Origin of the sequence: Pseudovibrio sp. Ad13, assembly GCF_001623225.1 — a bacterium.
Lineage (GTDB): Bacteria > Pseudomonadota > Alphaproteobacteria > Rhizobiales > Stappiaceae > Pseudovibrio.
On sequence record NZ_LMCC01000034.1, the window covers coordinates 164,482 to 184,351 of the forward strand.

17 protein-coding genes are annotated in these 19,870 nt (G+C 52.0%); 13 read left to right on the forward strand and 4 right to left on the reverse strand.

All coding sequences use genetic code 11. The annotated features are described in order from the left end of the window. Positions 1 to 5 precede the first annotated feature (5 nt). The 9 genes from PsAD13_RS26060 to PsAD13_RS26100 all read left to right on the forward strand — a co-directional run bounded on the left by PsAD13_RS26060 (position 6) and on the right by PsAD13_RS26100 (position 11,378). Positions 6 to 1,160, forward strand: coding sequence for an enolase C-terminal domain-like protein (locus PsAD13_RS26060; protein ID WP_063319952.1), 1,155 nt, complete (start codon positions 6 to 8; stop codon positions 1,158 to 1,160). Then, the gene (locus tag PsAD13_RS26065; protein WP_063319953.1) at positions 1,157 to 2,398 is read left to right on the forward strand and encodes an FAD-binding oxidoreductase; all 1,242 of its coding nucleotides are present in this window, start codon (positions 1,157 to 1,159) and stop codon (positions 2,396 to 2,398) included. Before PsAD13_RS26060 ends, PsAD13_RS26065 begins: the two co-directional genes overlap by 4 nt. 33 nt (positions 2,399 to 2,431) lie before the next feature. Then, the gene (locus tag PsAD13_RS26070; RefSeq protein WP_063319954.1) at positions 2,432 to 3,412 is read left to right on the forward strand and encodes a TRAP transporter substrate-binding protein; all 981 of its coding nucleotides are present in this window, start codon (positions 2,432 to 2,434) and stop codon (positions 3,410 to 3,412) included. 61 nt (positions 3,413 to 3,473) lie between these two features. Then, the gene (locus tag PsAD13_RS26075; RefSeq protein WP_057461374.1) at positions 3,474 to 4,007 is read left to right on the forward strand and encodes a TRAP transporter small permease; all 534 of its coding nucleotides are present in this window, start codon (positions 3,474 to 3,476) and stop codon (positions 4,005 to 4,007) included. 5 nt (positions 4,008 to 4,012) lie between these two features. Next, positions 4,013 to 5,326 carry a TRAP transporter large permease subunit gene (locus tag PsAD13_RS26080; RefSeq protein ID WP_057461373.1) on the forward strand — a complete coding sequence of 438 codons (1,314 nt, stop codon included), beginning with the start codon at positions 4,013 to 4,015 and terminating at the stop codon, positions 5,324 to 5,326. Between the two features lie 1,032 nt (positions 5,327 to 6,358). Further along, positions 6,359 to 6,712: a hypothetical protein gene (locus PsAD13_RS26085; RefSeq protein ID WP_057461372.1), complete on the forward strand. Its 354-nt coding sequence runs from the start codon at positions 6,359 to 6,361 to the stop codon at positions 6,710 to 6,712. 79 nt (positions 6,713 to 6,791) lie between these two features. After that, on the forward strand, positions 6,792 to 8,516 hold the full coding sequence (locus PsAD13_RS26090) for a type I secretion system permease/ATPase (protein WP_063320077.1): 1,725 nt from the start codon (positions 6,792 to 6,794) through the stop codon (positions 8,514 to 8,516). Beyond that, positions 8,509 to 9,825, forward strand: a complete 1,317-nt coding sequence (locus tag PsAD13_RS26095; RefSeq protein WP_063306947.1) for an HlyD family type I secretion periplasmic adaptor subunit — start codon at positions 8,509 to 8,511, stop codon at positions 9,823 to 9,825. Before PsAD13_RS26090 ends, PsAD13_RS26095 begins: the two co-directional genes overlap by 8 nt. A gap of 371 nt (positions 9,826 to 10,196) precedes the next feature. Next, positions 10,197 to 11,378 (forward strand): pyridoxal phosphate-dependent aminotransferase, encoded by a 1,182-nt coding sequence (locus PsAD13_RS26100; RefSeq protein WP_063319955.1) that lies wholly within the window; start codon positions 10,197 to 10,199, stop codon positions 11,376 to 11,378. Positions 11,379 to 11,387: 9 nt separating this feature from the next. On the opposite strand, the gene PsAD13_RS26105 is transcribed toward PsAD13_RS26100, so the two are convergent. The 4 genes from PsAD13_RS26105 to PsAD13_RS26120 form a co-directional block, all read right to left on the reverse strand. Further along, positions 11,388 to 12,344, reverse strand: coding sequence for a serine hydrolase domain-containing protein (locus PsAD13_RS26105; RefSeq protein WP_063319956.1), 957 nt, complete (start codon positions 12,342 to 12,344; stop codon positions 11,388 to 11,390). A gap of 299 nt (positions 12,345 to 12,643) precedes the next feature. After that, complete coding sequence (locus PsAD13_RS26110; protein ID WP_063319957.1) at positions 12,644 to 14,197, reverse strand: MFS transporter; 1,554 nt, start codon at positions 14,195 to 14,197, stop codon at positions 12,644 to 12,646. Between the two features lie 23 nt (positions 14,198 to 14,220). Continuing rightward, a complete protein-coding gene (locus PsAD13_RS26115) occupies positions 14,221 to 15,120 on the reverse strand; it encodes an alpha/beta hydrolase (protein WP_063319958.1) in 900 nt (299 codons plus the stop codon). After that, a complete protein-coding gene (locus tag PsAD13_RS26120) occupies positions 15,117 to 16,208 on the reverse strand; it encodes a patatin-like phospholipase family protein (protein ID WP_208980581.1) in 1,092 nt (363 codons plus the stop codon). The genes PsAD13_RS26115 and PsAD13_RS26120 overlap by 4 nt, the downstream gene beginning before the upstream one ends. Positions 16,209 to 16,486: 278 nt before the next feature. Between PsAD13_RS26120 and PsAD13_RS26125 the strand changes: the two genes are divergently transcribed. The 4 genes from PsAD13_RS26125 to PsAD13_RS26135 all read left to right on the forward strand — a co-directional run bounded on the left by PsAD13_RS26125 (position 16,487) and on the right by PsAD13_RS26135 (position 19,858). Then, positions 16,487 to 16,996, forward strand: a complete 510-nt coding sequence (locus tag PsAD13_RS26125; RefSeq protein WP_063319959.1) for a hypothetical protein — start codon at positions 16,487 to 16,489, stop codon at positions 16,994 to 16,996. A gap of 188 nt (positions 16,997 to 17,184) precedes the next feature. Next, positions 17,185 to 17,328, forward strand: a complete 144-nt coding sequence (locus PsAD13_RS27725) for a hypothetical protein (protein ID WP_208986951.1) — start codon at positions 17,185 to 17,187, stop codon at positions 17,326 to 17,328. A 192-nt stretch (positions 17,329 to 17,520) separates the two neighbouring features. Then, positions 17,521 to 18,756, forward strand: coding sequence for a hypothetical protein (locus PsAD13_RS26130; protein WP_084404841.1), 1,236 nt, complete (start codon positions 17,521 to 17,523; stop codon positions 18,754 to 18,756). A 13-nt stretch (positions 18,757 to 18,769) separates the two neighbouring features. After that, a complete protein-coding gene (locus tag PsAD13_RS26135; RefSeq protein ID WP_063319961.1) occupies positions 18,770 to 19,858 on the forward strand; it encodes a class I SAM-dependent methyltransferase in 1,089 nt (362 codons plus the stop codon). The last annotated feature ends 12 nt before the right edge of the window (positions 19,859 to 19,870 follow it).

Below are 19,870 nucleotides of genomic sequence, written 5' to 3' on the forward strand. Positions count from 1 at the left end.
GAGCCATGAACGCTGCACAAAAAATTACCGGCCAAAAGATCGTTGGGATGGATGTCTGGCACGTACAGCTGCCAGTAAATGCCCGCCGCGACCATGGCATTGGCTCTGTTGAACACGCCGTTGATATTGTCATCCTCCGCTTAACGGCGGAGGGGGGCGAAACCGGTTGGGGGGAAGCCTCGCCGTGGTCTGTCTTCACAGGTTCTGCAGAAGCCACCTTTGCGGCGCTTGACCGCTACATCCGTCCGCTTGTTGTTGGCCGCACCATTGGTGAACGCGCCACAATCATGAAGGACGCCCAAAAGGCGGTTGCTCATTGTACTGAGGCGAAAGCAGCCCTGGAAACCGCACTGCTCGACCTGCAGGGGCGAATCTCTGATTTGCCGGTCTGGGCGCTTCTGGGTGGCAAATGTCGCGATACGATCCCTCTTTCCTGTTCTATTGCTGATCCTGATTTCGATCGTGATTTAGCATTGATGGAACGTTTGAAAGAGGATGGTGTGCGCATCATCAAGCTCAAAACCGGCTTCAAAGGTCATGAGTTTGATATGATGCGTATGGAGCGCTTACGCATGAGCTATCCTGAGTTTTCCATTCGTGTGGACTACAATCAGGGTCTGCACCACGATAGTGCCCTAGCGTGCGTTCGCGACATCGCGAGTTTTCAACCAGATTTTATCGAACAGCCCGTTGCGCATAACCTTCGGGAACTTATGGCAACTATCCGAAATTCCATCGATGTGCCGCTTCTTGCGGACGAAAGCATCTTTGGGCCAGAGGACATGCTGACCGCGATTAACATGGGGATAGCTGACGGTGTTTCAGTCAAAATAATGAAGAGTGGAGGCTTGACTCGGGCCCAAACTGTAGCCCGCATGGCCGCAACCGCTGGTATGAGTGCCTATGGCGGCGACATGTTTGAATCCGGCCTCGCCCACCTTGCCGGAACGCATATGATTGCTGCAACGCCAGAAATCACTTTAGCTTGTGAGTTTTATCAGGCAAAATACTTCCTAGTAGAAGACCTTATGGAAACGCCATTTGAAACCAGAGGCGGCGATGTGATCGTTCCGCAAACGGCAGGCTTGGGAGGCCGACCGGATCTGGAGAAAGTTGAGCACTATGCGATTTCCAAGAGTGCGGTGCTGGGGGCTGCATGAATAAAAATAATGTCGTCGTCATCGGTGCAGGGATCGTTGGTGTATCAGCAGCTTTATGGTTGAAGCGTGAGGGTCATGATGTGACCCTCATCGACAAGGGTGAGCCCGGCATGGGCGCATCCTTTGGCAATGCATGTGTGCTGGCCAGCTGCTCCGTGGCGCCAGTCACAGCGCCGGGTCTGATCCTGAAAGGCCCAAAGCTTCTGCTGGATCCAAACTTTCCGCTGTTCCTGCGTTGGAGCTACCTGCCGAAGCTGGCGGGATGGCTGGCACGTTACCTGTCTCACGCAACGGATAAGGAAACCCGACGCATCGCGCAGGGGCTGACACCGATTGTTGGTGACAGTGTGGACCAGCACCATGCATTGGTGGACGGAACCAGCGCTGCTAAATGGCTGCAGGAAAGCACCTACAGCTTTGCCTACAACGACAGAGCCGCCTTTGAAGCAGACGCATACACCTGGGAACTGCGTCGCAAAGCCGGGTTTGTGCCGGAATTGATTGAAGGCGACGCCGTTCACGAGATGGAACCAATCCTTGCCAAAAACATCAAACTGCTGGCGTTGATGCGTGATCACGGGTTCATTCAAGATCCGGGTGCATATGTTCAGGATCTGGTGCAGATTTTCAAAGAGATGGGCGGCACGTTTGTGCAGGCCGAAGTGAAGGATTTCGATCTGTCGGGCGGCTCAATTTCAGCGGTAATGACTGACAGAGGACGTTTTGAGTGTGATCGTGCCGTTTTGGCAACGGGCGTCTGGTCCAAGCCTTTGATGAATAAGCTTGGCATCAACGTACCGCTGGAAGCCGAGCGCGGTTACCATATTTTATTCAAGAACCCGAGCGAGCAGCCGAGCCAACCAATCATGGTCGCCTCCGGCAAGTTCGTGGCAACACCAATGGCACAGGGATTGCGCTGTGCGGGTGTTGTTGAGTTTGGCGGGCTGGAAGCTGGTGCTTCCAAGGCTCCTCTGGCTCTACTACGGAAAAAGGTTCGCGAGAGCTTCCCGCATCTGGAAGCATCAAGCGAAGAAGAATGGTTGGGCTTCCGCCCTGCGCCATCGGACAGTCTCCCCCTCATCGGTGAAGTGGGCAAAAGCGGTGTTTATGCAGCGTTTGGGCACCACCACATCGGCCTGACGGGCGGTCCAAAAACCGGGCGGCTGGTCTCTGATCTGATCAGCGGTAAACGCCCCAATAACGATATAAGCCCTTACGATCCGCAAAGATTTAATTGAGGGCATCACTAATTTTCTTGGAGGAGAGAACATATGAAGAAGTCTAGTCTACTGGTCACCTTGAGTGTTTCCGCTATGGCGTTGGGGGCAACTGCTGCTTCTGCGGAAAAGTGGGACCTGCCAATGGCGTACTCAGGGTCCAATTTCCATTCAGTAACTGGCGCTGAATTTGCAGCTTGTATTACGTCTGGCACTGGTGGTGAAATCGAAGTAACCACTCACCCGGGCGGCTCCCTGTTTAAAGGCGGCGACATCAAGCGTGCAGTTCAGACCGGTCAGGTGCCAATCGGTGAGCGTCTGCTTTCCGGTCACCAGAACGAAAATGCCTTGTTCGGTGTGGATTCCGTTCCATTCCTCGCAACATCTTTTGATGATGCGGCCAAGCTTTGGACTGCTGCAAAGCCAGCGCTTGAAAAGGTTCTTGGCGAACAGAACCTGACCCTGCTGTATTCCGTGCCATGGCCTCCTCAGGGTCTGTACTTCAAAAATGCAGTCAACTCTGTTGCTGACATGGAAGGCATCAAGTTCCGCTCTTACAACACCGCAACTGCGCGTCTTGCTGAGCTGACAGGCATGCTGCCAGTTTCCATTGAAGCAGCTGAAATCTCTCAGGCATTTGCAACCGGTGTTGCTGACTCCATGGTCTCCTCCGGTGCAACTGGTTACGATCGTAAAGTTTGGGAAAGCCTCAACTACTTCTACGAAGTGGATGCATGGCTGCCACGCAACTACATGCTCGTAAACTCTGATGTGTGGTCTGGTGTTTCTGAAAAGAACAAAGGCATCATTCAGGGCTGTGCGGCAACTGCAGAAGCAGCTGGCCTCAAGCGTTCTATCGACTACACAAACTTCACCCTTGATGGCCTGCGTGAAGGCGGCATGAAGGTTGAAAAGGGTAGCGGCCAGATGAAAGCTGACCTGCAGGAAATTGGTGCAACCATGACTGCAGAATGGCTTGAAGCTGCTGGTGACGATGGCAAGGCTGTTGTCAGTACCTTCAAAGCAATGAAATAAGCACGCAAAAGCCGGAGAACCTTTTGGAACTCCGGCTTTTCTTTTTTCGAGGGGGAGAACAATGAAGCTGACACGCGCACTGCGCTTAGGGCTGGATGGGATCTACAAGACAGCTGGAGTTCTTTCCGCGCTTTGTCTGATTGCCATCCTCGGACTGATTGTCGTGCAGATGCTGGCACGTTGGACGGGAGAGGTCTTTCCGGGCGCCGCAGAATATGCAGGCTATGCCATGGCCGCCGCCAGTTTCCTTGCATTTGCCAATGCCTTGAACAAGGGCATCCATATTCGCGTATCCATCCTGCACCAAATGCTGGGCAAGACAGCACAGCGCATTCTGGAAATCTGGTGTTTTGCCATTGGCTCCGCCACGATCTGGTACTTTGTGTACTACGCCTACCGTTTCGTTTATTGGTCTCACAAATTCAATGACATCAGTCAGGGACAAGACCGCACACCGCTTTGGATCCCACAGGGCTTCATGTTCCTTGGTGCCTTGATCCTTGCGATTGCTCTCACAGACCACCTCCTTCAACTCATATTCACTGGCAAGCACCGTATTGCGCCTGAACTTGAAGAAGCAGTTGCCGGAGAATAAGAGCAATGGAAAATATAAGCATTATCATTCTGTTCCTGTTTGTCATGTTCACCTTGCTTGGCACCGGCGTCTGGGTCGGTCTGGCGCTCATGGGTGTGGCATGGGTTGGCATGGAACTGTTCACCACCCGCCCTGTTGGCGACGTGATGTTGACGACCATTTGGTCGGCATCCTCCTCCTGGACACTGACGGCGCTGCCGCTGTTCATCTGGATGGGTGAGATCCTGTATCGAACCCGATTATCGGAAGATATGTTCCGCGGCCTTGCCCCCTGGATGGCCCGCCTTCCAGGTGGTCTGGTTCACACCAACATTGTTGGCTGTACCGTCTTTGCGGCAGTTTCCGGTTCGTCTGCTGCGACACTGACCACCGTTGGCAAGATGTCTATCCCCGAGCTGCGTAAGCGTGATTATCCGGAAAAGATGATCATTGGCACGCTGGCTGGTGCAGCAACGCTGGGTCTGATGATCCCGCCGTCCCTGACGCTGATCGTTTATGGCGTGACCATTAACGAGAGCATCTCCAAGCTGTTCTTTGCAGGCATTATGCCGGGGATCGTGCTGGCTGGCATGTTCATGGCCTATGTGGCGATCACCTCTAAAGTCTCTTCTAAATGGGATCCGAAAGCGGAACCTGAGATGAGCTTTGCTGAGAAGGTGAAGAACACCCGCTTCCTGCTGCCTGTGATCCTGCTGATCCTCGTTGTGATTGGCTCCATGTATCTGGGCTACGCAACGGCGACAGAAGCTGCTGCCTTTGGCGTGATTGGAAGTCTGATCCTTGCAGCTTCTCAGGGCTCACTGTCCTGGAAAAGTTTCACGAGCAGTCTGATGGGGGCGACCTACACCTCCTCCATGATTGCACTGATCCTTGCCGGTGCTGCGTTCCTGTCTCTCTCCATGGGCTTTACAGGTCTGCCGCGCGGTCTGGCTGACATGATCGCAACGCTGGAGCTGAGCCGCTTTGAGCTGCTGATGGTGCTGCTGGTGTTTTACGTGATCCTCGGCATGTTCCTGGATGGCATTTCTTCTGTGGTGCTGACCATGGCTGTGGTGGAACCTATGATCCGTCAGGCGGGTATTGACCTGATCTGGTTTGGTATCTTCATCGTGGTGGTGGTTGAGATGGCGCAGATCACGCCGCCGATCGGGTTTAACCTGTTCGTGCTGCAAGGCATGACCAACTATCAGATGGGGTTCATTGCGCGTGCGGCGTTCCCGATGTTCCTGATCATGGTCGCGATGGTCTTTGTCCTGATCGCGTTCCCTGAGATCGCCACATGGCTGCCTGAGAACATTCGCAGCAGGCCCGGAGGTTAGCGCCTCTGAACCATCTGCCGTAAGTGCTGATCTCTTAATGCCCCGATCTACGAAAGTAGGTCGGGGTATTTACTTAGAGTAAGCAATCTGAGGTTCATCAGCTTAGTTTGATTAAACCATTAAGTGCGCGCAGACGCTGGATTTCTCATTTCTAAATTTCCGGATTTGTCCTCTTCCACTGACACTATTATCCACTTTGATTGCTCTGATTTGCCGTTGTGTGGTCACTTTTAAGGTAAATATATGACCTAAACGGCACCTTGGTGATATATTTTCACTATAAAATGAGTGTCACCCTCATATTTTTTGTGTTGACACACGTATGAGTGTGACATGCATCACGTCATGCGAGGTAACTTACTCAAACGTAAGGTACTTTTTATCGATAAATTTTTATGTAAGATAAATTTAATATACCCTAAGTATAAAAATACTGATATTTCAATAATACCTAGAGTTGTATTTGCACTAAACATTTGGATAACATTTATTCTAGATCTAAAAGTATAAAATTGTTCGCCACATTTCCGCCCCAATTGCGGCCAAATATTGAACTCAGATCAGGTCACCTCCCAAAACGGGGATGTGTAACTGGCGGATTGCATCGTATCTGTAATGTGTACTCAAAGTGGTATGATGAGATTAATGCAAGTTATGCATAGGGGATTTGATTAGGACTTCAGGTAACTGAAGTTAGTTGGGTGACACTAAACGTTACTCAAAACGTTTGTCGCTATGAGGCATGCTCATTGTGAGCATTTAGCGAAGCTGGGAGGCTAGGCTATGACATATATTCGTAGTGTAGACTTGCATTCTGAATGCGGCATTAGCAGTGTTCGGGTGCGTCCAGGGACTTCTTCGAAATAGAGAACCGACTTGGATTGGGACCCTTTGAAGCCAACACGTAACGTGTAGCCATCTGAAGGACCTCCTGCCAGCGGTATCACACCAACAATTTAACATCACTGTACCTCGGAGTGCGCTTCGGGAGCGGTGAAACTTATCTAACTTTTGTCTGAAAGGGATAAAGACATGGGCTGGTGGAATCCATTCAAAGCAATCGCAAACGTCGTAACCAAAGCTGTTAGCGCAGTGATTGAAACCGTCTCCGATGCATTTGGTCAGCATGAGCTTGGTCAGAAGATCGCAGGCGTATTTGAAGCTGTGGTCGACACTGTTGTTGACGTTGTCGTGGACATAGCCGTGGGGGTTGCAACATCAAACCCAGTTACGGCCGTTGTCAGCGTCATCACCAACATCGCTGAAGGGGTAAAGGACGTTTATGACGCTCTCAACCCTGCATCTGAAACTGTAGAAGTTGCTGCAGCAGATGCACCAGTGCTGGAAGGGAATGCAGACTACGGTTCTGATGACATGTTGATGTAATCAGAACGGTTCGGGCGCCACGAGCTTGGGTGTGGCGCCCGAACCAACCCAGCATAAAAACAACAAGCTGGAGGGTATTTTGGGTAAGCCGTTACAAGAGCACACATCCTACATTTCCAACGCCTTTCGCAAACTCTATCGGGCGTTTTGGGGCATTGGTGGCATCAGCATGTTAATTAACCTGCTTATGTTGACTGGCCCTTTGTTCATGCTGCAGATCTATGATCGCGTCTTGTCCAGCAGCTCTGTGCCAACGCTTGTTGTTCTCAGCCTGTTTGTGGCTGTGCTTTATGTCTTCTACGGAATTCTGGATGGTCTGCGGAACCGGCTGTTGCTGCGTGTTGGTCAACACGTGGATGAGCAGCTCACCGGTCTGGCCTTTGAAACATCGACCCGTGTCCCGTTGGTTATGGGCGCTGAGGGCGAACGCTCCAGACCTGTCAGCGATCTGGACTCCATCCGGCAGTTCCTGTCCGGCTCCGGTCCTTCCGCGATCTTCGATATGCCATGGATGCCACTCTACTTGGGCATCGTGTTTCTGTTTCATCCGCTTTTGGGCACCACAGCTCTCATTGGTGCGTTGTTCATCTGTGCCTTGATTGCGCTGAACGAGTTATCCTCTCGTCGCCCGGCTGCAAACACAGCTGTTGAAGCCAACAAGCGGACCACATTGATTGAAGCGTGCCGCCGCAATGCCGAGAGCATTGAGGCCATGGGCATGATCGACCATTTGCGTGACCGTTGGGAGGACAACAATGATGTCTTCCTTGGTCGTCAGCGGGCAGCCTCTGACCGGTCCAACATCTTCACCACCATGATCAAGACCCTGCGGTTCATGCTGCAGTCCGGTATTCTTGCCCTTGGGGCCTGGCTGGTCATTCAGCAGGAAGTCTCTGCAGGCGTGATGATCGCGTCTTCTATTATGACGGCCCGTGCACTGGCTCCGGTTGAGATGGCAATCGTCAACTGGCGTGGATTTGTGGCCGCCAGAGTTGGCATTTCGCGGCTTCAGGAAATCTTCGCCTCACAGGCAAAGCCAAAGGAGCGGGTGTCCATTCCGTTCCCGCAGGAGTCGGTTGTTGTTGAAGGCTTGTCCTGCGGACCAATCGCAGCCAAAGAGGCCTTCGTCAAAAACGTTTCTTTGGAACTGAAAGCTGGAGATGGTCTGGGTATCATCGGGCATTCGGGGTCTGGCAAGTCAACGCTGACGAGAGCGATGGTTGGCATCACCAATCCTCTGAAGGGCTCGATCCGTTTTGATGGCGCGGAGCTCGACCAATGGAGCGCGATGGATCGTGGTGATTTCATCGGCTATCTGCCACAGGACATTCAGCTCTTTGATGGCACCATCGCCGAGAACATCCAGCGTTTCAAGCCGGATGAAGACAGCGACAAGCTGATTGAAGCCGCTCGCATGGCCAACGTACACGATCTGATCGTGAGCTTGCCGGAAGGCTACAACACTGTCATCGGCGCAACTGGCAACGGCCTTTCTGGTGGTCAGCGTCAGCGGATTGCACTGGCGCGTGCGCTTTATGGCAACCCGTTCCTGATCGTGCTGGATGAGCCAAACTCCAATCTGGATGCGCAAGGCGAAGCAGCGCTGACCAACGCCATCCACGACATGCGTGAGCGCGGTTCCATCGTCATCGTGGTGGCACACCGTCCGGCAGCAACGTCAGCAGTCGATCAGATCCTTGTGATGAATGAGGGTGAAGCGGAAGCCATTGGTGCAAAAGACAAGATCATGAAGCAGGTGATAGCTCCGCTTCGCAAGCCGCAGGAGGTCGCGTTAAATGGCTAGAAATACCGACAATTCCTACGATATCGGCGCAAGCATCACCCGCCATCTCAAATGGGGCGGTGCTCTTGCAGCACTCCTCATCTTCGGTGCAGGCACCTGGACAGTTGTGACGGAAATTTCTGGCGCGGTTGTTGCTCCGGCAACCATCGTTGTTGAAACCAGCACCAAGAGCGTGCAGCACCGTGATGGCGGTATCGTCAACCAGATCCTCGTCAAGAACGGCGATCCGGTGAAGGCCGGAGAACTTGTTCTGCGGTTGGATGATACTCTCACCCGCTCCAATCTGGCCGTACTGACCAATCAGCTGGATGAGCTTTATGCGCAAGAATCCCGGCTGACCTCTGAGATACAGGGCCGCACTGAGATTACGTTCAAGCAACGGGCGAAATCTCCTTTGCACCGTGCGCACTTGATGATGATTGAAGAAACCCAGCGCAACATGATGGAAGCGCGGCAGAAAAATCATCTGAGCAAGAAAGAGCAGCTGGAAACCCAGATCGGCCAGTTTGAAAAGCAGATCGACGGCCTAGAGCTGCAGCGGGATGCAAAACAGAACGAAGTAGACCTGATCAACACCGAACTGGGTGGCTTGGAATCTTTGCGTAAAAAGAAACTGGTGACCGAGTCCCGTGTCATGGCGTTTCAGCGTGAGCGCAGCTCTCTGGAAGGCGAGCTTGGCGGCATCATTGCCCAGATCGCCCGCTCTGGTGAGGCGATCAGCGAACGCCGGGTCATGATCATACAATCAGATGAGGAACTACGGTCCAACAATCTGGAACAATTGCAACAGACCCGTGCCCAGATCTCTGAGCTCGAAGAACGACGCATTGCAGCGCAGGATGAGCTGCGCCGGACGGAAATCCGAGCACCTCAAAACGGCAAGGTGTTTGATCTGGCCATTCACACCATCGGCGGCGTCATCATGGGCGGCGAAGTGGTGATGAAGATTGTGCCGGAAGAAGACCAGCTCATCGTGGAAGCCAAGGTGCAGCCGGTGGATGTGGATCAGATCAACCCCAATCAGGAAGCAACCATTCGCCTGCCCGCGTTTGACAAGCGCACCACCCCGGAACTCAAGGCGCGGCTGAAAACCATCTCGCCCGATCTGGTGCAGGACCCGCGCACAGGCAGCACTTATTATCTGGCCGAGCTGGCCATTCCTGAAGAGGAACTGGAGCGTTTGGACGGCAAATCTCTTATTCCGGGCATGCCGGTTGAGGCGTTTATCAAGACAGAAGACCGGTCTGTTCTGTCTTATCTGATCAAACCAATGATGGACCAGATCGCACATGCGATGAGAGAGACTTGATGCTCCTGGGGCTGATCCGGGCATATCTCTGAAAGATGGGTTTTCAGGCAAAGATATCCCCAAAAGCCATAGCCCCAGTGTGTTGTGAGAAGTTGAAGCAATGGCCGCTCCTGTTGCTTCAGCAACCTCCTCCCGAGAGCCCGGAACCCTAATTCCGGGTATGTGAAGGCCCGTGTGGTGCTATGCCGCCGCCCTGTGCGAGCACTGCACGGGCTCTTTCCCTCGCAAACGCTTGACGAAATCTCTATCCTGGAAATTTCTATTTGCTGATATATGAATAAACTTCAGGACGGTGGTGCCTTGGGTTCTATTTCGACCCCGAGGCTCACGAGGTTGATCATTGTTTGAAATCCGGGCGGACGGGCAACATATTGACGAGTTTAGCAAAACAAGGGCTGGAAAGCCGCGCAATTCAGGTTCCTCCATCCATCACGCGAGAGCTGGCAAATGCTGCCATGAGCGTGGAGGGTCTTATTCCTTTGTGGTTTGGGGAGCCAAACATCCCTACCCCCAAATTCATTTGTGATGAGGCCGCACGGTCCTTGTCTGCGGGAGAAACGTTTTACGCAGAAGGCCTCGGACGACCTTATTTGCGAGAGGCGATCTCAGGCTATATGAGCGAGCTTTACAACAAGCCCATCGGCGTGGACCGTGTTGCGGTCACCGTCTCCGGCGGCAATGCGCTCAATCTGGCCTTTCAGTGTGTGTTGGAAGAAGGCGATACGGTTGTCACGTTGACGCCCGCTTTCCCAAACCTGCTCTCCATTCCCAAACTGCAAGGTGCCCGCACGGTCACTCATTCACTTAAAGTGAAGGACGGCAAGTGGTCACTGGATGTGGAGGGGTTTCTGGAAACCGCCAAGGGCGCAAAGGTGGTGTTGCTCAACTCACCTTCCAACCCGACGGGCTTTATGCTGACCAAACATGAGATTGCGCGGATCATGGAAGTTCTGCGCGAGCGCGGCACCTGGCTGATCTCTGATGAGGTTTATGCCCGTACAGTTTATTCCGGCAAGGCAGCTCCATCGTTTCTTGAGGTGTCCGAGCCGGAAGATCGCCTGATCGTGGTGAACTCCTTTTCCAAATCGTGGGCCATGACTGGCTGGCGTTTAGGCTGGCTCACCTTGCCGCCAAGCCTGACCCCTGTTGTCGAAAAGATCGCCGAGTTCTCCATCGCCAGTGCCCCGCCGTTCTCTCAGCGAGCAGCTGTGGTTGCACTTCAGCAGGGCGAGGAGTTTGTTGCGCAAATGGCAAAGAACTACCAGCACGCACGAGATCTGGTGTGCTCGCGCTTGCTCGCCCATGAGGGCGTAACCTGTCCGGTGCCAGAAAGCGCTTTTTATGCTTATTTCAAGGTGGAGGGCGTGACGGATTCCGTCGCTTATGCCCGCATGCTGATTGAAAAGGACAAGGTGGGGCTCGCACCGGGAGATGCATTCCTTGTTGGAGAGCCGGGTTGGTTCCGCCTGTGCTTTGCGCAAACGGATGAGCAGCTCAATGAAGCCATGGCGCGGCTGTCTCCGTTCCTTGCCAATGCGCGGGAAACAGTGTGACCCTGTAAGTTAGAACCAGTGATAGGAGGGCAATGTCCCTCCTATTGTATGGAGAATGAGCGGCTCAATTTTCTCAAAGAGCTTCTCATTGTTGGAAAGTACCACAATCCCCATATCATCCCGCGGATAGCCAACTGTGTAAGAGCGATAACCCGGATTGCTGCCCCAGTGCCAGATGGAGCTGTTTGGCTTGGTCGCCTGAAGCCCCCAGCCCATAGACCAACCGATCTTGCCTGTCACAGTCTTGTGGGTTTGCAACATGCGCTCTTTCAGCTCGGGCTCTGCGGCCTCATCCATCATGGCAACCAGAAAGCGGGCGTAGTCTCCAGCTGTAGTGTGCAGGCTCCATGCCGCATTGCCGATGGCGGGTTTCCGCTTTTCTTTTATCCGGTCCCCCTCTGCATCATACCCAAAACGGATGCGGTAATCGTAAGCCCGCTGCCAGAGATAGCTGGTGGACGACATGCCAAGCGGCTCAAACACATGAATGCGCGCCAGCGTCTCAAGGTTCAGTCCCGTTCGCCGCTCCAGCACCTGCTGCAACAAGGCATAGCCGGAACCGGAATAGGTAAACTCCGTCCCCGGATCAAACCGCAGCTTCAGCGGATCTTTCTCATCAAAGTTGGCGAGACCGGAGGTATGAGAGAGCAGCATACGAGCGGTGATGCGCTTCAATCGTGGGTCAGAGCCTTCAAACAGATCCGGGGCGTACTGGTAGAGCGGACGCTCCAGTGAGAGGATGTCCAGATCCACCAGTTTCAGCGTCAGATAGGCGAAGACGGGCTTGCCGAGGGAGGCAACTTCAAAAATAGGCTCTTGCGCCCCAACCACAGTTTTGCCTCTGCTGGATTTGTCGTAGAGACGGATAAACTCGACCTTCCCCTCACGAACCACCGCCACACTCAGGCTTGCATCCGGATTGCCGCGCTGGATGCCTTTGGCGTGCTCGTCCAACTTTGCAATCATATCTGCTTGTGGGGCTGATTTTTGGAGGGGCGTGGACTCATTGCAGCCACTGAGCGCCAGAAGTCCTGCCAAAACTGTTAGTGTCCGTAGATGCATCAAGAAGCCGTCTTAAAATCAGGTGGTGCCAAGGTGTTTATGCAAATCGCCGGGGCATCGCTCCGGTTACCCTGAGAGCATACGCCTAAGAAGATGAAGGAGAGATTGGTCTGTGCAGTTAATTTTGGCCAAACCTGTAAGCAAACAAAATGGCGCCAATGCGTCAGGTTGTGGCTTACGGCCCTTACACGGGGACTTTCGCACTAATCATCTGCTGGCTTTTCCGGTGCCGGTGTTTTTGAGGCTGGTGGTCTTTGTCTTGGTGTGTGGCCTTTGAAGGCCCAAAGAGACATGACAGCGGCACCAGCCAAAACCAGTGCGCTGAAGAAAAAGCCATCTGCAAGTGCTCGGCTGCTGATTGCTTTGAGGATGTAAAGCGACTGCGGCCAGCGCTCGTGCAGCAAGGCGGCAGCGGCGGGTTGATCACCCATGAACTTGTAGAGCAGCAACTGCAGCAGTTCGCGGTCTTTGTCATTAGGCTCCATCAGCTCAGCTGCAGCGGAAATCATCGTCTTTTCCCGCCAATTGATAAGCGCCCCCACACAGGCAATGCCAAAAACTCCCCCCACTTGCCGGCAGGTTTGCAGCAAGGCCGTGGCGCGGGCGCGGGCGAGCAGAGAAACGTGAGAAAGCGCTTCCGTGGAAACGGAACTGATGAGAAAGCCCAGTCCGGCCCCCATCAGCATCATTCCGGGAAACAGCATCCAGAGATTGTTGAAGTGGATCACCAGGGCCTGCATCAAGAAACCAGCCCCCATGGCCAGACTGCCGCAAACTGCAAGATTGCGGAAATTGATTTTGCCCACCAAACGCCCCCCAAACTGAGCGCAAATGATGATTGTCAGCACCACAGGCAACATGGAAAGGCCTGCTTGAAAGGGCGTCAGGCTCAAGACGTTTTGCAGGAAAACTGCGCCGAACACCACTTGTGCCAACAAGCCAAACGGAATGCAGAAGAGCAGTAGACAGCACCCCAGATAGACCTTGTTTTCAAAGAGGGAGAACTGGATGAATGGCTGCGCGACACGATGCCTGCGGGCAAACAGCAGGTAACAAATCAGAGCTATGAACCCAAGCGAGACGACCCCTTCCCCCAATGTGAGGCGATAGTCGCCCAAGCGTTGAACTGCAACAGTGAACACCAGCAATGCCATGACAAAAAGAGCTGCACCCAGAAAGTCAAAATTGCCGGTTTCTCTGGAGGTTTTGCCCTTGCCAATGGCAAAGGCCATGATCAGGACGGCGGCTCCAACGGGTACGTTGAGCAAGAACACCAGCCGCCATGAGAACAGTTGCACCAGCGTGCCGCCCACCAGTGGCCCTGCTGCCATAAAGACCAGGCCAGCGCCGACATAATGTGCCAGAGCCTTGCCCCTTTCATCTGCCGGATAAGAGGAAAACACGAGGGCCGTTGCCGCAGGCTGCATCAATGCGGCGCCGAGCCCCTGAAACACGCGGGAGGTTATGAATATGTCACCCGTTGGAGCATAGGCACAGGCGAGCGAGGCGGCGGTGAACAGTGCCACACCGATGCGAAGGGAGGTGAAGTAACCGAATTTATCGCCTAACCAGCCACCACACATCAACATGGAGGCCAGCGCGATCAGGTAAGCATTGACCGCCCATTGCAGGTGCACCGGACCAAAGGCATAGGTTCGCTGAAGGGACGGCAGAATGATGCCCAGCACAGTCTGATCGATCATGACCAGAGCGAGTGCCCCGATCATATTCAACAAAACCAGATGTTTGCGGGCCATGCTTGCCTCCACTCGTTTACGGTTCAGGCACGGTTTTCAATTTGAGCCATGAAGCCCATCAGCGCTTCTATGCATTGCGGTTCATCCAACAAGGGGCAGTGCCCGCGATTGGGAATATCCACCGATTGCATGTGAGGGGTCATGTTCTTCATGGAGCGGATGGTAACGGCAGTGGTGACATCCGACAGCTCACCGCGAATAGACAAGACAGGCAGCTCAAGGTCGGCGGCGCGCTGGTGAGCCTGCCACAGGTCACGGAAGTTCTCTTTGTTCTCGCAGAGTGCAACGCCGAGATTGTCGTCGTAGCGATGATGCCATTTGCCGTTTTTGCGACCATACATGGACAGCGCCATGCGCTCCCACTGGTCCTCCGGTAAGTTTATAAATTGGTTGCCTACGTGCACTTTGATGGTGCTGACCACCGCACTCAGCTCTTCTTCGTCCTCCAGCTGTCCGGCATACCCAAAGATGCGCGACATGCCAGCAAACTCGATTGTGGCACCAAGGTCATTGAGTACTGTGCCAGCCAGCATATCCGGGTGGTCCTCCACCATCAGCATGGCAAGCAAAGCGCCAAGGGAGGAGCCGAGCAGCACAACGGGCAGCTCTCCGGTGGACTTCCAGAACTCGTAGATATCGCGGATGTAAACGGTGGTGTTGTAGTTGCGGTAATCCGGGTCATAGTCGGATAAGTCCCGCCCGCGCAGGTTCAGCGCGTAGATCTTGTAGGCCTCGCTCAGTTGGACCGCCATGGGGTCCAGATCGCGCGCACAGCGGGTCAGGCCCGGCAAGGCGATGATTGCGGGTTTTCGGGAGGTGCCATTGCCATACACACGGTAATTGAGCTTGATGCCGTCGGAAGCCTCGAACCATTTGTTTTCATAGGCGCCGCTGTCATATTTGCTTTCGTCAATCTCACTCATTGGCACCTCTTTTCGTCCGGGTGCGGTTTGTGCTCTGAATGGGTGTTGTCGGTCATATGGCCTTCGTACGTCGCCGATATGATGGCCTCAATACGGTCGGCGTAATTGATCAACGCCTGATCCGCAGCCAGATATCCGGTCTTGATGCGCTCGTTGATGCTCTTGGGTTCAAAATCCACCACACCGGTCAGCGCATTGTGCTCAGCCTTTACTGTGATGATGTGGGAGATCGCGCGCATTTTCATGAGCGAACGGTAGTGATCACAGTCTCTGATGGGAGAATCCTGAGGCACCAATTTGTCCAGATCGTAGAGCATATGCGAGTAATGCTGGGCGCACTTGTCGCCGTCCAGCATGAGCCAGAACTTGTCCTCAAACATGAGCTCCGTCATGCGGTAGACCGCTTCTTCTACCGTGGTGGGAATGATGCCTTCCGGACAGAACAGCTCGATCAGGAAGATTGGCATATGAGAGACCTGGTAGTCATCCAGAATGCGCAGAAGTGACCGGATCGGCGTGTTATCGTAAAGTCCGCCGTCCCAGTAATAGTGACCGTCCAGCTCAATCGGAGGGAAGCCCGGAGGCAGAGATCCACTTGCCATGATGTGTTTGGAGGTGAGGTAGTGATCCCGGTTGGAGAACCGCTCAATCTGCCCCGTTGCCACGTTGGTTGCTGTGATCACCAACCGTGGTGCCTCCTCGCTGTTGAGGCGCTCAAAGTCGATGAATTTTTCCATGGTCTCTAGCGCAGGGGTGATGTCGTAGATGCTGGGGCGATTTTCACTCATGAAAGACGGCGGGTGCAGCTTGAAAAAGCGAGGGTGGCCCATGCTGGCACGCAGCAGCTTCTGGCTGGAATGCCATATGAAGCCGGGCGCGTGGCTCAGGTGTTCCCACAGGGCGTGGAGGGTCTCGATAGGGTCGCCGAGTTTTGGGGCCGCAATGACAGCCGCATTCAGCGCACCAATGGAGGTGCCAGTGATGATTTCCGGCTCGAAGCCTGCCTGATAAATGCGGGTGAGCGCACCAACCTCATAGGCTCCAAGAGCTCCACCGCCTTGCATGACAAGGCCAACTCCTTGTGTCATCTACCGTCCTTCCGACAGGGTTTCCTGCATTCCCCCGGCGTACTCCAGCTGACAGAGAAAGACCTCTTTCTCACCCAGCCCAGAGAACAGACGTGATGATGAGCGGCCCGAAAAAGCCCACCTCACGGATGAAGCTTAGGCGCGAACCTCCAAAGAAAACATAAAGCCTTTCAGAAAAACGTGCTTTTGAAAGGCGAGAGAAATCACTCAGGCGCAAGCCTTCGCTGACACTATGGCTCATTACAATTTCGGCCTCGATGCAATGAAGTCATAACTCAATGAAAAACAAACTATTATATAGCTTCGCACAGAAGCTGAAGAACCTGCGGAACGTAGCAGTGCTTGCTATGGCTGGGCTTTCACTGGCAGCGTGCCAAACAACCATTACGGCTAAAGACATTGAAGCAGCGCGCGTAAATGTTGCAAAGCTGACTGTGACTGGCGATTGGAAATACCAAGGGCTCCACAACGTTTTGGGCAAAGACTACGATAAAGACATCATCGTAAAAGCCACAAAAAGGGCCTTAAAGACCAAGTTGAAAGACTTGCATGGCCCGACCCGAGTCAACGTTGAAGTCACGGTGCGGAGCTTCTTCATTTCCAACATGGGATATGATGTTCTCTTCGGTACTGGTGCATCCTCCATGGCTGGCACAGTAACGGTTATCGAGGCAAGGACAGGTAAGATCATCATTAAAGACGAGTGGGTAGGCACTGCGGTGGCAAACCCCGAAGTATTTGCCGAACAGGTGTTGGCTAAGATTTTGCGATCCACAAAGAAGCCCTAGTGACTTCAAATAGCAGCCGTTGCTCTTTGCAGCGGCATGCTGCTGTTTGTTAGTCCGCTCTGGCTCAAACCAGCTGACGAAGCGGACCGGTGACATCTTACGCGACGCTTACAATTCGTTGAGCCTGACCTGATAAAGCAACTATGGTGGGGGCACCGTTTGGCCCCTGCCTTTCTTAGGAGCTTCAGATGCTAAACAGCTCTTTACCTCCAGTCCTGCTTTTGACCGGCACCAACGCTGCGGCCTGGACGATGGACACTGTCCGTATGTCCTTCGAGGCTTCCGGGTATGTCTGTCACAGCCTCACCTATCGGCATCATGGGGTAGATTGAAAGTACGTGTAAAAAGTTCACACAGTTGATGGTTTTGTTGACCTGACGCTTTTCACTATTTCTTCGACCCGGCCTAGTGCAACTTTGCTTGATTTTTGCGCAAAACGCTTCTATTTACTGCATTAAAATTGCTTATAGGTGATGTGGTGCTTCCGATAAAGCAAAAGAAAAGCCGTGACACGGGATCAGTCAATGCATATGTCATCAACAACAGAGCTGGAAATGGTCACACGTATCCTCAACAGCCCCCCTAAAGATCAATTAGGAACTTCCCTTCAATCATTAGTCCGTGAAAAACAGGCCCTGCTCAGAGCAATGAATTTAATTTTTAAAAACAACAAAACTGCAAACTTAGTAAAGTATTTCAGCAATCCATATCATCATTTTTTGTTAAAATACAATTATTTAAAAAGATCTTTAAATACATCAAACAGGGGTAATTTTTTTGTCTCAAACATACATCCATGGAAACGAAGAATAATTATCGAGCTACTCTATGAAGAAGGGGCGAAGTCTGTAACCTTTATAAAAAACAACACAAGTTTGAAAGGTGCGCGAAAGCTGCTTGATAATCAAAAAGATCCAGTGGTCGTGTTCTGGGGAATGGGCGGCAGCAGTGGTCTGCAAGAATATGCAGAAGAACAAAATATTCCTATCTGGCGGATCGAAGATGGTTTTGTCCGATCCAAAGGATTGGGAGCACATTATGTTGCGCCATCCAGCTTGCTTCTGGATAAATCTGGTGGAATTTATTTTAATTCTACACGGGCATCAGAATTGGAGGAGCTTATTTCCACCTCGACCTTTACGGATGATGATAGGAAAGCAGCAGCTCGATACATGGATATAATCCTCTCCAAAAATATCACTAAATATAATTTGGAAGAGAAAAATACCACCTATAATATTGACCATGATAGCGACCGAAACATAATTGTATTCGGTCAATGTGAGGATGATGCATCTATTAAATATGGCAGTCCTAAGGTAAAAATTAACACCGAACTTATTGAAATATCCATAAGAGAGAACCCCGGAGCTAATATTTACTTTAGGCCTCATCCAGATGTTACTGCTGGACGTAGAAAGGCATACTCAGATATTTACGAATACTCTGAACGCATCACTATTATGGATCAACCATTTCCAATATGGGAGAATATTTCGGCCTTTGCCAAAGTCTACGTGATATCGTCTCTCGCTGGGTTTGAGGCCGCAATGCGTGGCTCTAATGTCCGAGTTGTTGGAATGCCATTTTATGCGGGCTGGGGCATCACAGATGACCTTTTGGAGAATCCTAGAAGAAACAAATCCCTCTCAATTGAGGAACTGTTTTTTGCGGCTTATATCAAAGCTCCGCATTATCTAAAAAGCGGAACGGGGAAACCCGAGAAATTCGAAAAGATACTCGAAAATATTAGCAAGTAGGAAGGAATTCTATTTGGATATCAATATTGTTTTGCAACAGTATCAAGCAGACTGGAAATCCGGAAAACAAGATAGTGCGCTCGCTAATCTAGAATGCCTGGTTGAGAACCAAGTAAGCTCTATCCTCCCATTCCATACGTTGGCAAAGTGGCATTTTCTTAAGAACCAACACAGCAAGACTGTGCAATTAAGCGATACCGTTCGCAGAAACTTTCCTAGTTCATCATCAAAGCATCTGAATTCTATATATTTGCATGCCGCTCAATCCGCCAAAATTTTGGAAGACAAAGCCAATATATCGCAGAACCTTGGTCGCATTAACCTATCCATACTTAGACATCCTAAGCAGCTAAGGATTCTATCTGAGTTGGCGCACTTTGTCAGAGAATATGAATTGGAGGTACTAGGCTGGACACAGTTGTATGAGGTTAGTGGGAACAAAACCTACGCAAATCGCGCTGAAAGTGCCCAAGAGCTGTCACAGATTCGTCCTGACTTTAGAGAAATGCAATTCAGTGGATTGATGATCCAGCACTTGGTAGACGAATGCAATATCAACACTGTTCTAGACGTTGGAAGTGGCGGAGGCGAGCAGTCTCAAATCCTCAGAGAATTTGGAAAAGAGGTTACCGAACTCGACTTCGGCGACAGTTACTACTTCAGCACCAGAGGTGATGACCTCCATTATATACGCGGAGACTTCTTGGAGATTGACCTCCCGAACAAATATGATTGTGTTCTATTATCTCATGTTTTGGAGCATCAACCAAACGTCAACCTTTTCCTAAAAAAAGTTAGAGAAACCGTCAAACCGGGAGGTTATGTAGCAATCAGCGTCCCCAAAAGGAAAGATGAGATCGTTGGCGGGCATCTAACAATCTGGAATGCTGGGCTACTGCTCTATAACCTCGTGTTTGCAGGGTTTGATTGTAGTGAACCATGGATTAGGCAGTATGGTTATAACATATCTGTAGTAATACGAGCGAAACGTATTGAAGTCCCAGATTTACACTATGACACCGGAGATATAGACAGGTTATCGGATTATCTACCAAAGGGATTTTCAGAGGGATTTGATGGAAGTATCACCAAATATCCGTAGCAATTTGACGCT